Origin of the sequence: Desulfosporosinus sp. OT (assembly GCF_000224515.1) — a bacterium.
In the GTDB taxonomy this organism is placed as follows: domain Bacteria; phylum Bacillota; class Desulfitobacteriia; order Desulfitobacteriales; family Desulfitobacteriaceae; genus Desulfosporosinus.
Genome location: NZ_AGAF01000064.1, coordinates 21,133 through 35,308, shown reverse-complemented (window position 1 = coordinate 35,308; position 14,176 = coordinate 21,133). Strand labels below are relative to the sequence as shown.

The following is a 14,176-nucleotide window of genomic DNA, read 5'->3' as shown; positions in this document are numbered from 1 at the left end:
TTGATAACTAAGGAGGTTAATATCTATGGGAGGCGTGTTTATAAAGCCGGTCTCCAGTGTGCAGGGAGAAATCCGAGTTCCGGGTGATAAATCCATTTCCCATCGGGCAGCGCTTTTAGGTGGAATGGCTCATGGAGAAACCCATGTCTCGAATTTCTTATTAGGTCAGGACTGTTTAAGTACGCTTCAGTGTTTAAAACAACTGGGGGTCGCTTGGCAGAGACAAGGGACGGAGGTTTGGATTCGTGGCGAAGGTATGGAAGCTTGGCAGGAGCCAACGGATGTACTTGATGCTGGTAATTCAGGGACAACTTCGCGGCTGATGCTTGGAGTGTTGGCAGGTAGCCCTTTTTCTGTAACCTTTACTGGAGATGAGTCTCTTCGATCTCGTCCCATGCGGCGGGTCACCGATCCTCTCAAGCAGATGGGCGCTCAATTTATGGGACGTCTTGGCGGTAATCAGTTCCCCTTGACGATGAGTGGTGGTCAGTTACAAGGACAAGCCTTTCGAACTGCTGTAGCCTCGGCACAAGTAAAATCGGCGATAATCCTAGCAGGGCTGAGAGCGAGTGGAGAAACGAAAGTTGAGGAACCGGCTCTTTCTAGAGATCATACTGAACGTATGCTCAGAGGGTTTGGAGTTGAGGTGCTCAGTGATAAGGCCGTGGTAAGAGTTCACGGTGGTGGCCGCCTTACGGGTCAAGATGTTTCTGTTCCAGGTGACATTTCATCGGCGGCTTTTTTCCTCGTCTTAGGAAGTTTGGTTGGACGTGGAGAAATTATCTTACCGAATGTCGGTGTGAACCCAACACGTACGGGAATATTGGATGCCCTCAAGGGCATGGGAGCGGATATCGATCTGCTCGATGTTTCGGATGTCTGTGGTGAGCCGAGGGCAACGCTACGTGTTCGCCCTGCGCGACTTAAAGGAATCGAAATCGGAGGGGACATGATTCCGCGCTTGATTGATGAAATCCCAATTTTGGCTGTGGCTGCTAGCCTAGCCGAAGGAGAGACAGTCATTCGGGATGCCGCAGAACTTCGAGTCAAAGAAACTGACCGCATCCGTACGGTCGCTGAGGGATTAACCGCATTGGGGGCCCAGGTAGAGGAACTTCCTGATGGATTACGCATTCAGGGGCAGCCTTCCTTGCGCGGCGGACAAGCGAGTAGTCTTGGCGATCATAGGTTAGCTATGGCGTGGGCTATTGCTGGAATGTTATCCAAGGAAGGGATTAGCGTGGAAGATATGGCTGCAGCCGATGTATCGTATCCCAATTTCTTAGCAGTGATCGAGAAGGTAGCTCTATGAATCAAGCAGTATCCCTTGAAATAAGAAAGAGCTTTGCTTATGGTTTGCGCCAGTCGTTAACAATAGCAATTGGATATGCTCCAGTGGCGGTGACCTTTGGAATTCTAGCGACTCAGTTCGGCTTAACCTTTTGGGAAGCTGGACTGATGTCTTTCTTTGTTTTTGCAGGTGCGTCACAGTTTATCGCGATTGAAATGCTTCATCAAGGAGCTACCATCTGGATGATTGGCTTAACTACACTCATTGTCAATATCCGCCATGTGTTGATGAGTGTCTCGGTTGTTCCTTTTTTCCCAACAAGAACTTTACCTTGGTCTCTAGGTTTGGCTCACGGGCTCACTGATGAAACTTTCGTGCTCAACACGAAAGTTCTCAAGGAGGTAGTCCAAGAAGAAGACCGCCGCCAGGTTATGTTGGGAATTAATCTGGGCGCATTCGCTTCCTGGCTCGTTTTTACGATTCTTGGAGGTCTGATTGGGAGATGGCTCCCTATTCAATTTTCAGGTTTCCAATTTGCTCTTTTGGCCTTATTTATTATTTTGACGACGACCTCTATAACCAGAAAAAATGCCATGACATATCTTCTAGCTGCGCTACTTGCCGTCGTCTTTAAGTTGCTCATCCCCGGAAAAATTTATCTTATCTTAAGTGTGGCATTGGCAGCTGGAATTGGGGCATGGTGGCGTCAAAGAGGACACACACTTTCGATTGCCGGCAAAAGGCCAAACGATAAGCTTAACAAGTAGGGAGAAGAGTTCTATGCCTATCCAATTTCTGGAGACGATTTTATTGATGACAATAGTCACTTATGGCGCACGTGTTTTACCTTTCCTGCTGTTCAAGGGGAAAAATGTCCATGGTTTTGTCCGAGATTTTATAGAATTGGTTCCAATTGCCTTACTGGCAGCCCTAGTCATTCCGGAGCTAGTGACACCAAAAGGTTCGATCGTTGTAATCCATAATCCCTATTTATGGGCGGGTCTCTTAACGTTTCTTTTTGCTCGATTTGTTCCAAATCTTTTTATGGGAATCGTGTTTGGGATGAGTGTGTTCTGGGGATTGGATAAGTTTCTGCACTAGACTAATTATGCATAAAAGGTTGCGTAAAGTTTAGAGGAGTGTTTAATCCTTAGGACATAGTTAATTCCTTTTCAAGTTGACATTAAAGTTATTAAGGATTAGTATTTTTAAAAAATGAATCATGAGGAGAAAGTTAGTGTGGAACAGATGATACCAACAAGAAAAGAAGCCGACGATCTTTTGACTAAGTACAATAAAAATCAGAGCCTGATCATGCATGCTCTGGCTGTTGAAGCTGTTATGCTTCATTTTGCTGATATTCTAGGAGAAGTCGAAAAGGAAAAGTGGGGCATTATCGGGTTGCTCCACGATGTTGATTACGAAATGTATCCTGAACAACATTGCCTAAAGGCTAGGGAAATACTTATGGAACATAACTGGCCCGAGGACTATATCCATGCAGTGGAAAGTCATGGCTGGGGGATATGCTGCAATGTTGAACCTATTCATAGGATGGAGCAGATTTTATTCACCATCGATGAACTAACTGGTTTAATTGCGGCTACGGCTCTCTTACGACCAAGCAAGAGTATTCTTGACCTTGAACTTAAATCGGTCAAAAAAAAGTGGAAGCAGAAAAGCTTTGCTGCAGGTGTAAACCGGGAAGTCATTGAGCAAGGGACAAAAATGCTGGGTATGGAACTTGACTACATCATCGGAGAAACAATCAAAGGTATGCAAAATGTAGCCGATAGTATAGGATTAAAAGGAGAACTTTCCTAAGTCTGTAAGATCTCAATGATTAAAAGAGAAAAGAAGAGAGGTGTTGCGAAACTGAAGTTCCGTAGCACCTCTCTTTTGGCATCAAAGATAATGTCTTACCCAGCCATATACCGACTTATATATGTCGAGGAAGAATCCGGGATGACCGCTTTTCCGCCTAGAAGGTAGATTCTACGAATCTGACCACTGTTGTCAGCTAAGAAGTTCATCACGCTAGCTTTTGTTAATTGCTTGTCGACTAAGATAATGGGGCTGCCAGTGCGCGCGGCTAGCGCAGATCCAGCGAGGGCATCGGGGAAGTTTTCACCAGTAGCGATTACAAGGGCAGTAATATCGGTGCGTAACCCCCTGGCTACTGCGACACTGGTCTCATACTGATCCATTCCCCAGTAACGTACAAGGCTTCTGTTTTCATCATTGGAGTCCCAATGGGTTGAGACGGTAGTGGTAATGGCATTGGCCACTTCATCATTAATTACTGCTCGTCCTCCTACTAATATAGCATCTGCAATGTCATGCTGCTGGAGTGCAGTAGAAGTAGAGTTAGGCAGTTGGTTATTCTTAGTTAAGAGAATTGGAATATGGTTGTAAGCTGCCCAGGATGAGATAGAAAGCGCATCGGGGAAGTTGTCACCATTAGCAATAACGACTTTTTTCGGAGCATCAGGGTTGACAGAGTAGTAATAATCGGCAATTTTAGCGGCAGTTTCATATTGATCCCAACCAGCTAGGCGGGTAACATCGCTATACTTCTGTTTCAGTGAATCTTCAATCGTCTCGGAAACAACGGCTTTCCCGCCTACAATAATAATCTTAGTCGGATTAAGCTGCTTTATTTCCGCTTGAATAGCAGGATCGAGTGTTTTGCTGTTGGTAAGCAGAATCGGTGCATCGAATTGATGAGCAAGTGTCGCTGCAGCTAGAGCATCCGGGAAATTGATCACCGTAGCTAGGATTACCGTTGAAGAACCATTCGGCCAGCCTTCTTTAGCAATCTCGGCTGCAGTATTTACGGCATCATTGCCTGATACTCGGCTCAGATAGGGCGCAGACGTTGGATAAAGACTGAGCTGGCCGCTGATCGGTGCATAAGTCCCGTCATAGTCGTCTTCTCCCATCACGTTGACAATACCCGCGCCTAATTGGCCTTTAGAATTATCGCCCCAGCCCCAAACACTGCCTAGGGCCCGTCCTAGGGCAAAGCCATAGCCTGCAGAGATGCTGGTGGCTTGTGTGATATTACTAGCCTTTACCGGATAGGCTGTAATCGGTAGGCTGTCAGCTTTTATGCCATTGCCAAGCTGTCCGTAGATGTTGCCTCCTAGGGTCCAAACTGTTCCATCATTGGTTAGAGCCATCGTCAGGTAAGCCCCGGCACTCACTGTCGTCACGTTTTTCAGAGGAGAAATCTGAACTGGTGAGTCGAACCACTGTTGATCATGGCTGCCCAGTTGCAGAAGTTCATTGCTGCCCCATCCCCAGACAGTTCCGTCTCCTTTTAAAGCCAAGCTGTGGCTATAACCAGCTGAAACACTGATAACATCTGAAATTCCGTTAATTTGGGTTAAGTTAGTAATGTTTGTGACTTCGCCGTCTTGATCGTCATTTCCCATAGGAACTTTTTGAGCCCCCCATGTCCAGACTGTGCCATCGTTTTTGAGAGCCAGACACCAGGCGCTACCGGCAGCTATTTTAACTACCCCGGACAGATTATTGACTATCTGTGGCGTGGCGATTTTGATTGCGTCACTGAAATAATTAATCTGTTTATACTCATTGGCGCCCCAAGCCCACACTTTGCCATCGGAACTTAGGGCCAGGCTGAACTCTAACCCTGCGGCTATAGCCACAATGTTTTGTAGACCTTCTACCTGTCTGGGAATGGCAATCGGAGAAGCCTGGTCAACGCCAAGTTGATCTGTCTCATTGTTGCCCCAGGCCCAGACGGTCCCGTCAGCTTTCAAGGCCAAAGCATGGACACCTCCGGCGGAAACAGAAATGACATTTGTAAGATCCTTGACTTGAATCGGAGTGGCGACAGGATTGGTGTCAGCAACTCCCTGTCCTAATTGGCCCTCGGAATTGTCGCCCCAGGCCCATACATTTCCTTGAGCGTCGACCGCTAAGCCAAAGTTAGCGCCCGCAGCCAGTTGGGAGGAAGCTGCTGCAGGTCTAGCATCCGTGGATGCCAACACGGGTGTGGGTCCACCCAACAGAGGGACTGGAACTATTGTCGAAGCAATAATCATGATTAAAGCTAGAAGTCCTGTAAATCCTGAATATAAAGTTTTCAAGCAAAAAACTCCTCTCTAATCAATATAATCATTATGCAAATAAAATGTTAAAAGTTTGTGAAGACAAATAGAACTATAGCAATAATAGTCTTAGATATCAACAGGGAATTGAAGGTAAGATTGTTTATGACTGACTAATATAATAATTAATAAATTAGATATGATTAACCTATATTCATTTTACGATTTGAGGAATAATTTTTGATCTTTTAAATAAAAAATATATATTTCGATAAATTACTTGGTTAAAAATAATTGATTTAAAATAATTTAAAATACGAAACATAAATGTTACATTTAAAAGCGTGTTGGTTAATTCGATCACAATTCTTACTGCAAAAAGGTCTATTCTGTTAGAGGATGCTTTCTCCGTCATGGCTTTGCCCAGATTCCTCCTGTCTAATCTCACGTCAGAATAAATAGTATGAAGGTGTGGCTGAACCTTGAAAGTCTTGGGCATTTACTTAAAGTAATGTCCTATATTAGGACCTACTACATAGCAGGAGATTGACAGTTTAAGGAGAATTATTGGGGTTGGAGAGGAGGGGTTCAGTGCCGAAGGAACTAACACACTGGCATATAGCTCGCGAAGCGTGGCAAAGGGGAGTCCCGGCGATGGTTGGGGAAATCATTGCCAACAATCCTGCTCTATATTATTTTGGTGCGGTTGCCCATGATATTGCTTTTTATGATTTGTCCAAACCGACTGAAGCGAGTATCGAGCGAGTTGCCAACCAACTCCATGGCGTGAATGGGGAGAATACCCTGCTCCCACTAATTGAAATAATGGAAACAGCACTTACTCAGAAGAATAAACATGCCCATCTGGCTTTTGTGCTTGGCATGTTGACACACTTTGTAGCCGACAGCACCTTCCATCCCATGGTTTATTATATGAGCGGAAACTATTTTGCTGAGAACTCGCTGGAACGGGGCAAGGCCGTGTTTCGTCATCGTTTATTAGAAACTGCCATCGATCTTTGGTTAGAGACCATTGATCCAATCGAATATCCAACAGACTTGATTCATCTCTGGCGTGAGGTGGGAGAATCCGGGCGCCAAGCGTTTAAACTGTTTATTGGGCATTATGCTTATAATGAAGATAAAAGCATCATTGCGCATTTTGAAAAGGCATGGCGTAATCACCGCTTTCTTCAAACGGCTTTTAGCTGGTCAATCCCTTGGCGGGTGTTAGCTCTTTACCGGCGTTTGGGACATCCATCGGTAGAAAAGCTGGAAGCTTTGTTCTACCCACAACCGCTGAACTTATCATTTTTTGATGCCAGTTTAGAGTGGTTACATCCCGTTACCGGTGAACCCTATGAAATGACTTTAGATCAACTCTATGATATGAGTGTTGAGAAGGTTATTAATTTATTTGAACAATTAGGTACATACTCAACGGAAAAATGGCCTATAGTTCTCCGAGATCTTCCGCCACTGTCGCTTGACAGCGGATTATCCTATGTACCTGTAACGCAAATGAAATTTTTTCGGCTAGAACCCATTGAACACCGTTTACAGGTATGATATAAAGAAAACCTAGCTTGCGCTAAATCACGGGCGCGACGATGACTCGAACAAGGATGTTCGAAGTTAGAACATCGGTCTTGAGAGGAAACTATTTGACTTGGCATAAACAAAAAAAACTCCGAGGAAAGCTCGGAGTTTGGATTATTGTTAAGTACGTGAACGTCATAAGTTATTGTGGAAAGTTATTGTTCGCTTTGAAATCGTCCATCATATCCATCTCATCATCGTTAACCTCATCCTCATTAGAGCATCCGCATCCTCGTGATATAATGGTATAGCCATACTTTTCGGATTTTCGACCCAGTATAAAAGCTACGATGAGACTAAGAACAAAGAACAATCCGTGGGCATGGTGGTGTTGTCTTTGACGATAAAACATTTTCAAATCCCTCCTTTAGTTTTAGAATGGCCCTTTCGGGTTGAATTCATCCAGAGAATTTAAGGAAATTAGCTTGGAGGCGTTATTGTGCATTATGATGTGTTGCTTTGGGATTTAGATGGAACATTGACAGACCCTAAGGTAGGGGTTACCCTATCTGTTCAATACGCCCTAAATCGGTTGGGTTATCCTCTTGGCGAGGTTGATGATTTAGACTGGATTATTGGTCCACCGTTAAAAGAAAGTTTTAGAACCTTGCTGCAAACGACAGATGAAACTCTACTGAATCGAGCCATCACTATTTATCGGGAGCGTTATCGGGAGATAGGTCTCTATGAAAATACCGTTTACCCGGGGATCCCTGAGCTACTCTCTCAATTAGTGGTAAAGGGCTGTAAGCATTTGTTGGCGACCTCAAAACCCAAAGTCTTTGCTGAAAAAATCCTTCAACATTTCTCACTGGATTCTTACTTTAGTGTTATCATGGGAAGCGAGTTGAACGGTCAATTTGTAGAGAAGGATGTATTGATTGCGGAGGTACTGAAAAAAGTGCCAGCAGGATCACAGTCTAAAACGGTAATGATTGGTGATCGCCGTTATGACGTCCAAGGCGCTAGAGCTAACGGTATTGATGTCATTTCGGTTGGATATGGTTATGGGACGATTGAAGAATTAAGCGTTGCCTCCCCTGATTTCATTGTTCAAAGCGTCAGGGATTTAGAAAAATTGTTATTATTTGACCTTGTTTAACTGGTTCATTCATGGCTACAGTTGACACTCGACCATCACGGCGCCTTGCCATCACGACACCTCGCCATCCTGCAAGAAGGCTAATACGTGCGAAGACAGTGTCTTCGGGCGGTGTTCTAACCTCGAACGTCTTTGTTCGAGTCATGGCGATGCTCTAACCTCAAACATCCTTGTTTGAGTCTTGGTGGCGCTCTAACCTCGAACATCCTTGTTCGAGTCAATGGTCAGCGGTCCCTTCTCGCCGTCCATGGCTACAGGTGACACTCGACCATCCATGGTCAGCGGGTAACGGACCGCAGCATCCAGATAAACATAATTCTCGTCCTTTTCTTGTCGTACCATTCCTACGATGCCGCTATCCTTCATTTCTTCTAGGTATTGATTTACAACAAACTGATAGGCACGCTCATCCCAGGGATCTAGGAAATCGGCCACTGTATTGAAATAGCGTTCTAAGGGAATTTTAAAATAACGATGATATATTTGGAGTGTTATGTTGTTCGGTGAATGCATATAAATCCTCCTTCCTTTAGGGTTTAGTCTGGGAAAATAATCAAAGAAATATGTGTCAAAGTGAGGAAAGACGGAGGTTAGTATGGACAAGGAAACCGAAGCAAATTTAGCCCAGGTTGAGACCCTGCTTCAGAAACGAAAATTAGATTGGGTAGATCTTGCCTTGATTTTAGGTGGGATTGTTTTTATATACATCCTATTGGCTTACGGAACGTTCAGGATAATGGAGTGGTGGCCTCATGAACGCGTATTAATGTATTTGAATGCATTTATGACTCAGCTGTCCTTTGTATTTCTGATTTGGGTGCTAAAAAAAATGCGACATTGGGAATGGGCAGATTTTGGTTGGCAAGCTGTGTCCTTGAGAACAATACTATCAAAGGTCTTAGTATTGTATGCCATAACTTGGGCCATCAATATTTGTTATGCCCTTGTCCTTTTAAAGTATGGGTTAACCCCTCCAAGCACGGATGTTTATAGCAAGTTGCTGGGGCAGACCACTTGGTATACTTTGATTCTTAATTTGATCTTAGCTGGTGTCTTAGCTCCCTTAGTGGAAGAAACATTATTTAGAGGAATAGTTTTTGGAGGTTTACAAGCGCACTTTGGAAAATGGACTGCAGCTGTGATTAGTGCCGTCATATTTTCTGGTCTTCATCTCCAAGCTTATGGATTCTTTCCTCGTTTCATCTTAGGAATATCTCTGGTTTACCTTTATAACAAGTACAGATCCCTTTATCCTTCTGTTGCGCTACATGCGTTAAATAACATTGTTGCTACACTGATCGCCGCAGGGCTATCGATTTAAAAAGGAGGATTTTAAGGTGAATCAACAACAACCCACTTTACAAATCGCTATCGATGGGCCAGCTGGTGCTGGAAAAAGTACGGTTGCTAAGCTCGTAGCGAAGAAATTAAATCTTTTCTATGTGGACACAGGTGCTATGTATCGGGCAATCGCTTATAAAGCACTGAAAAATGAAATTCAAATAGAAGATGAACCACGCGTAAGTAAAATCGCTAGAACTACAGAGGTTGTTCTGGATCACTCGGAGGAAAGAACTGTATGGTGTGATGGTGAGAATGTCACGCAGGCTATAAGAAGTCCGGAAATTTCACGAGCTGTTCCAATTGTTGCGTCTTATACTGGGGTCAGGGAACGTTTGGTTGAATTGCAACGCGAGGCGGCAAAAAGAGGGGGGGTGGTTATGGATGGTCGTGATATCGGTACCCATGTACTGCCCGATGCTGATGTTAAAATCTACTTAACGGCAACCCTTGAAGAACGAGCGAGGCGTCGGTGGGGGGAACTATTAAATGCAGGGAAAAATGTTTCTTTTGAAGAAGTGACTCATGACATGCAAAAACGCGACTGTCAGGATATTGGGAGAAAAGTTTCTCCGTTACAGCCTGCTCAAGATGCTGTCATTCTGGATACTACGGGCTTGAGTGTAGAGGGGATAGTAGCTAAAATTGTAGCGTTAACACGGGAGGACGAAAGATGACGTTATACGATTTTATGAAAAGAGTGTTTCGCTTTCAGTTCCGGTTAATGGGCTGGAAAATGCAAGGTGTAGAAAATATGCCAAGCGAAGGCCCTGTTATTTTAGCGCTTAATCAAGTTAATTTTTGGGATCCTATTGTCGCAGCAAGTAGTCTGTCACGTCAGGTTTTCTTTATGGTCAAAGAAGAATTATTCTCGATACCTGTCTTAGGGCGGATTCTTTTAAAGCTTGGTGCCTTCCCAGTTAAACAAGGGCAGGGCGATATTAACGCCATCAGACAGTCTCTTGGGGTTTTAAAAGAGGGCCGTGTACTTGGGCTTTTCCCTGAAGGGGCACGATCAAAGACAGGGGCAAGCCCAAAAGGCCTGCCAGGAATTGTACTATTGATGGATAAAAGCAAAGCGTCTGTTGTCCCCATAAAGGTGCACGGAACACGGCACTTGCTTACCAAAGGATGGGGAAAGCTTGGAGTCGTGGTTGGTAAGCCGTTGACAGCTGAAATGTTAAAGGCTCCCGTAGGGGTGGAAAATCGTCGAGAATGGATTGCCAATCGAGTTATGCAGGCGATGTCGGAATTATCCGAGGCAAAGTAATGAATATATCTCCCACAAAATAGCAGGAATTTAGGAACAGCGTAGAGAATTAATCCACTTTATATTACGATATGGAGGGGGTACTTGGTTTTGAAAGTTAAGCGGGCGGCTAAAGCCGGGTTTTGTTTTGGCGTCAAGCGCGCTCTGGATATGGCAGAACGAACAGTGGAAACCTCATCGGCAGTATCCCTTGGGCCACTTATTCATAATCAGCAGGTTGTGAAACGCTTGGCAGAACGCGGAATTCGTGTCGTTGATGATTTAGAAGAGGTAAGGTTAGAACAAGCTCTGATTATCCGGTCCCATGGTGTAGCCCCCATTGTTTATCAGGGGGCTGAAAATAAGGGCCTACAAGTTGTGGATGCCACATGCCCTTTTGTACAGAAGGCTCAACGGCTGGCTGCTGAGTCGGCTCAGATGGGACAACAAGTGATTGTTATGGGTGACAAGCTCCATCCTGAGGTACAGGGAATTCTGGGTTGGGCTGGAGAAGATGCCATACCCATCCAAACAGTGGAAGAAGCGAAAGAACTTCCGTTTTTCCCTCATTTAGCCGTTTTGGCGCAGACAACTCAGCTTACGGAAAATTTTGAGGGAATTGTCGAAGAACTGAAACTTCATACGGAAGAGCTTACGGTTCACAACACGATCTGTAATGCAACGGCAGAGCGGCAGAAGGCGGCCCGTGAGTTAGCAGAAGAAGTCGACGTTATGGTGGTTGTAGGTGGGCGAAATAGTGCGAATACTCGAAAATTGGCGAGTATTTGTGCAGAACGCACGAAAACATATCTAATTGAAACGGCTGAGGAATTAGAAACCATCTGGTTTAAAGAATCTAAGAGTGCAGGTTTGACCGCAGGGGCTTCAACACCAGATTGGATCATTGAGGAGGTTTATCAGAAAATGTCTGAAATGAATGAAGAAGAAATGGATATGGCCAGTTGGGATAAAAGTTTTCAAGAGCTTCATCTAGGTACCCGGGTTTCCGGAAAGGTCGTTAAAATTACTAATGACGAGGTATTTGTTGATATCGGCTGGAAATCGGAGGGAGTCATTCCACTAAAAGAGCTAACGGCGAGGAAAGCACGCTCAGAGGATCTCCTATCTATCGGAGACGAAATTTCTGCCGTGGTTATTCGGGTGGAAAATGAAGCTGGGCATACAGTCCTTTCGAAGCGACAAGCAGATGAAGAGAGGGCAGAGGAACATCTGAAAAAGTTAGCAGAGACTAAAGAAGAGATTCAAGCAAAAGTCGTGGAGGTTGTAAAGGGCGGTTTGGTTGTTGATGTGGGAATACGTGGTTTCGTTCCTGCCTCTCAAGTCCAACTGGGTTACGTTGAAGACTTAAACCAGTTTTTGGGTCAAACTCTCCGCTTACGTATGATCGAATTTGATCCCTCTAAGCGGAAAGTGGTTCTTTCCCAAAAAATAATTTTAGCAGAAGAACAAGCGATAAAGCGCAAGCATTTACTGGAAACCCTCAAAGAAGGTGATGTGGTAACAGGGGTCGTCCGGCGGATGGCCGATTTCGGTGCATTTGTGGATATCGGTGGGATCGATGGACTACTTCATGTATCAGACATGGCCCACACCCGGGTTCAACATCCCTCGGAGATTTTAAAAACAGGGGATGAAGTAGAGGTCAAAGTTTTAAAACTTGATCAACAAACAGGCAAGCTTTCCTTAGGGCTTAAACAACTCCAAGAAAGTCCTTGGGCTCAGGCGGCCGAAAAGTATCCCGTAGGTTCGTTAGTTAATGGTATCGTGGTGCGGGTTGTTACATTCGGTGCTTTCATTCAACTTTCAGACGGGGTGGATGGGTTAGTTCATATTTCCCAATTAGCGGATCATCGAGTTAATAAAGTGGAAGATGTTCTAAAAGTTGGGGATAAGGTTAGTGTTAAGGTCATTGAGTGCAAGCCAGAGGCGAAACGGATCAGTCTTAGCATTCGTGAGGTGATCAAAGACTCAGCTCAGCAAAACGATGCGCAAGCGTTGGCTTCACAATCTGAAAGCAAACCGGTAACCATCGGTGATGTGGTGGGAGAAATATCTCCTACAGAAAACCGAGAGGAATAGTATGAGTCAGTTTGACGCAATTCCACTAAAGTGCTCTCTCAGCAAAGAAACTTCCTCTGGCTGGGGTCGGACGGGGGCTTGGGTCAATGGTGAGAATGGATGCAATTTGAGGTCTGTTATGCAAGCACATTTGTGTTCATCGACGCAAATGTGCTTGCGTGCTCTCAAGTAAGAGCGACGAGCATTAATTTAAGTTCAATATATATGGCAAATAAGGAAGGTGATCCAGACGGCTAAACGACAATTGGCGCCTATTGATTTCCCTATATTGTTCTTAACACTGGCCCTATTAGCATTTGGATTAATTATGGTACTGAGTGCTGGGGCAGTACGTGGGTTTAACGCTACACAAAATTCCTATTTCTATGTTTTCCAACAGATGAAATGGATGCTTGTGGGTTTTCTCTTTGCGTTTATAGCTATTAAAGTTCCTTATGTGTTTTGGCGGAGGTTCGCGGGCTTTGGTGTGCTGCTTAGTCTGGGATTACTAATCGCCGTTATCTTTACGGATAAAGGGATCGCAACCCAAGGTTCCGCTCGTTGGATTAAGATTGCGGGAATTACAGTTCAACCTTCTGAAATAATAAAATTAGCCTTAGTGCTTTTTTATGCTCATATTTTAGACCGATTCCCAGTCAAACAAGGCAAAGATTGGCGTATTCCATTGGGTATACTGATTCCTGTTTCAATTCTTATTTTAGGACTCGTTTATAAACAGCCGGACTTAGGGACAGCAATGGTTTTAGCACTCACGAGTGCCGTGATGCTGTTACAAACAGAACTTTCGTCGATCTGGTTTGTAGCTGCTGTCCCAACCCTTGGCATACCCCTTTTTTACTTTATCCATGGTTATCAATGGCAGAGGATTATGGTCTGGTTAGACCCTTGGAAATATGCTAAGGATATAGGATATCAGATTACAAATGCCGAAATTGCCTTTGGCTCGGGTGGCTTGTTTGGAGTGGGTTTGGGACGAAGCTTGCAAAAATACGGGTTTCTTCCGGAAAATCATACCGATATGATCTTTGCCATGGTTGGAGAAGAGCTTGGTTTAGTGGGCACTCTTTTTTTAGTATTCCTTTTTATTGCGTTGTATGCACGAGCCTACTACGTTGTTCAGGAATGTCCGGATCGTTTTGGAAGGTTATTGGGCTTTGGACTGACATCAACATTGGCGATTCAGACAACAATCAATTTGGCTGTCGTTACAGGTGTATTACCAGTCACAGGGATTACCCTGCCACTAATCTCGTACGGTGGGAGTTCTCTGGTCATAACCTTGACGGAACTAGGTTTGTTGTTAAACATATCTCGCTATCGCAAAAAAGTGGCTAAGAGTAACATTGAAACGAACCACTCAAAAGTTACAGTGTAAACTCGATCTAAATGGGAATAATATGGCTAGAAGAATCTTT

The 14,176-nt window shown here is 44.5% G+C and carries 15 protein-coding genes; 12 read left to right on the top strand and 3 right to left on the bottom strand.

Annotated features, from left to right (window positions below; all coding sequences use genetic code 11):
- Nucleotides 1-25 precede the first annotated feature (25 nt).
- The 4 genes from aroA to DOT_RS05650 all read left to right on the top strand — a co-directional run bounded on the left by aroA (nucleotide 26) and on the right by DOT_RS05650 (nucleotide 3,115).
- Complete coding sequence (aroA, locus tag DOT_RS05665; protein ID WP_009615372.1) at nucleotides 26-1,312, top strand: 3-phosphoshikimate 1-carboxyvinyltransferase; 1,287 nt, start codon at nucleotides 26-28, stop codon at nucleotides 1,310-1,312.
- Nucleotides 1,309-2,058 (top strand): AzlC family ABC transporter permease, encoded by a 750-nt coding sequence (locus tag DOT_RS05660; RefSeq protein ID WP_009615371.1) that lies wholly within the window; start codon nucleotides 1,309-1,311, stop codon nucleotides 2,056-2,058. Before aroA ends, DOT_RS05660 begins: the two co-directional genes overlap by 4 nt.
- A gap of 13 nt (nucleotides 2,059-2,071) precedes the next feature.
- The gene (locus tag DOT_RS05655) at nucleotides 2,072-2,392 is read left to right on the top strand and encodes an AzlD domain-containing protein (RefSeq protein ID WP_009615370.1); all 321 of its coding nucleotides are present in this window, start codon (nucleotides 2,072-2,074) and stop codon (nucleotides 2,390-2,392) included.
- Nucleotides 2,393-2,539: 147 nt separating this feature from the next.
- Complete coding sequence (locus DOT_RS05650; RefSeq protein WP_085930974.1) at nucleotides 2,540-3,115, top strand: HDIG domain-containing metalloprotein; 576 nt, start codon at nucleotides 2,540-2,542, stop codon at nucleotides 3,113-3,115.
- A 95-nt stretch (nucleotides 3,116-3,210) separates the two neighbouring features.
- Here the strand turns inward: DOT_RS05650 and DOT_RS05645 are convergent, their stop codons facing one another.
- A complete protein-coding gene (locus DOT_RS05645; RefSeq protein ID WP_009615368.1) occupies nucleotides 3,211-5,409 on the bottom strand; it encodes a cell wall-binding repeat-containing protein in 2,199 nt (732 codons plus the stop codon).
- 552 nt (nucleotides 5,410-5,961) lie between these two features.
- Between DOT_RS05645 and DOT_RS05635 the strand changes: the two genes are divergently transcribed.
- Entirely contained in the window at nucleotides 5,962-6,939 is a 978-nt protein-coding gene (locus tag DOT_RS05635) for a zinc dependent phospholipase C family protein (protein ID WP_009615366.1), read from the top strand.
- A gap of 172 nt (nucleotides 6,940-7,111) precedes the next feature.
- On the opposite strand, the gene DOT_RS05630 is transcribed toward DOT_RS05635, so the two are convergent.
- Nucleotides 7,112-7,321, bottom strand: coding sequence for a hypothetical protein (locus DOT_RS05630; protein ID WP_009615365.1), 210 nt, complete (start codon nucleotides 7,319-7,321; stop codon nucleotides 7,112-7,114).
- Nucleotides 7,322-7,408: 87 nt separating this feature from the next.
- Between DOT_RS05630 and DOT_RS05625 the strand changes: the two genes are divergently transcribed.
- Both DOT_RS05625 and DOT_RS30290 read left to right on the top strand, forming a co-directional pair.
- A complete protein-coding gene (locus DOT_RS05625; protein ID WP_009615364.1) occupies nucleotides 7,409-8,071 on the top strand; it encodes an HAD hydrolase-like protein in 663 nt (220 codons plus the stop codon).
- Nucleotides 8,072-8,082: 11 nt separating this feature from the next.
- Nucleotides 8,083-8,229 (top strand): hypothetical protein, encoded by a 147-nt coding sequence (locus DOT_RS30290; RefSeq protein ID WP_009615363.1) that lies wholly within the window; start codon nucleotides 8,083-8,085, stop codon nucleotides 8,227-8,229.
- A 34-nt stretch (nucleotides 8,230-8,263) separates the two neighbouring features.
- Here the strand turns inward: DOT_RS30290 and DOT_RS05620 are convergent, their stop codons facing one another.
- Nucleotides 8,264-8,584, bottom strand: coding sequence for a hypothetical protein (locus DOT_RS05620; protein ID WP_009615362.1), 321 nt, complete (start codon nucleotides 8,582-8,584; stop codon nucleotides 8,264-8,266).
- An 82-nt stretch (nucleotides 8,585-8,666) separates the two neighbouring features.
- On the opposite strand from DOT_RS05620, the gene DOT_RS05615 reads away from it, so the two are divergent.
- The 5 genes from DOT_RS05615 (at nucleotide 8,667) to ftsW (ending at nucleotide 14,136) form a co-directional block, all read left to right on the top strand.
- A complete protein-coding gene (locus DOT_RS05615; RefSeq protein WP_009615361.1) occupies nucleotides 8,667-9,392 on the top strand; it encodes a type II CAAX endopeptidase family protein in 726 nt (241 codons plus the stop codon).
- A gap of 16 nt (nucleotides 9,393-9,408) precedes the next feature.
- Entirely contained in the window at nucleotides 9,409-10,089 is a 681-nt protein-coding gene (cmk, locus tag DOT_RS05610) for a (d)CMP kinase (protein ID WP_009615360.1), read from the top strand.
- Nucleotides 10,086-10,682, top strand: coding sequence for a lysophospholipid acyltransferase family protein (locus tag DOT_RS05605; protein ID WP_009615359.1), 597 nt, complete (start codon nucleotides 10,086-10,088; stop codon nucleotides 10,680-10,682). The genes cmk and DOT_RS05605 overlap by 4 nt, the downstream gene beginning before the upstream one ends.
- 90 nt (nucleotides 10,683-10,772) lie before the next feature.
- Nucleotides 10,773-12,761 (top strand): bifunctional 4-hydroxy-3-methylbut-2-enyl diphosphate reductase/30S ribosomal protein S1, encoded by a 1,989-nt coding sequence (locus DOT_RS05600; RefSeq protein ID WP_009615358.1) that lies wholly within the window; start codon nucleotides 10,773-10,775, stop codon nucleotides 12,759-12,761.
- A 220-nt stretch (nucleotides 12,762-12,981) separates the two neighbouring features.
- On the top strand, nucleotides 12,982-14,136 hold the full coding sequence (gene ftsW / locus DOT_RS05595) for a putative lipid II flippase FtsW (RefSeq protein ID WP_009615357.1): 1,155 nt from the start codon (nucleotides 12,982-12,984) through the stop codon (nucleotides 14,134-14,136).
- Nucleotides 14,137-14,176 lie beyond the last annotated feature (40 nt).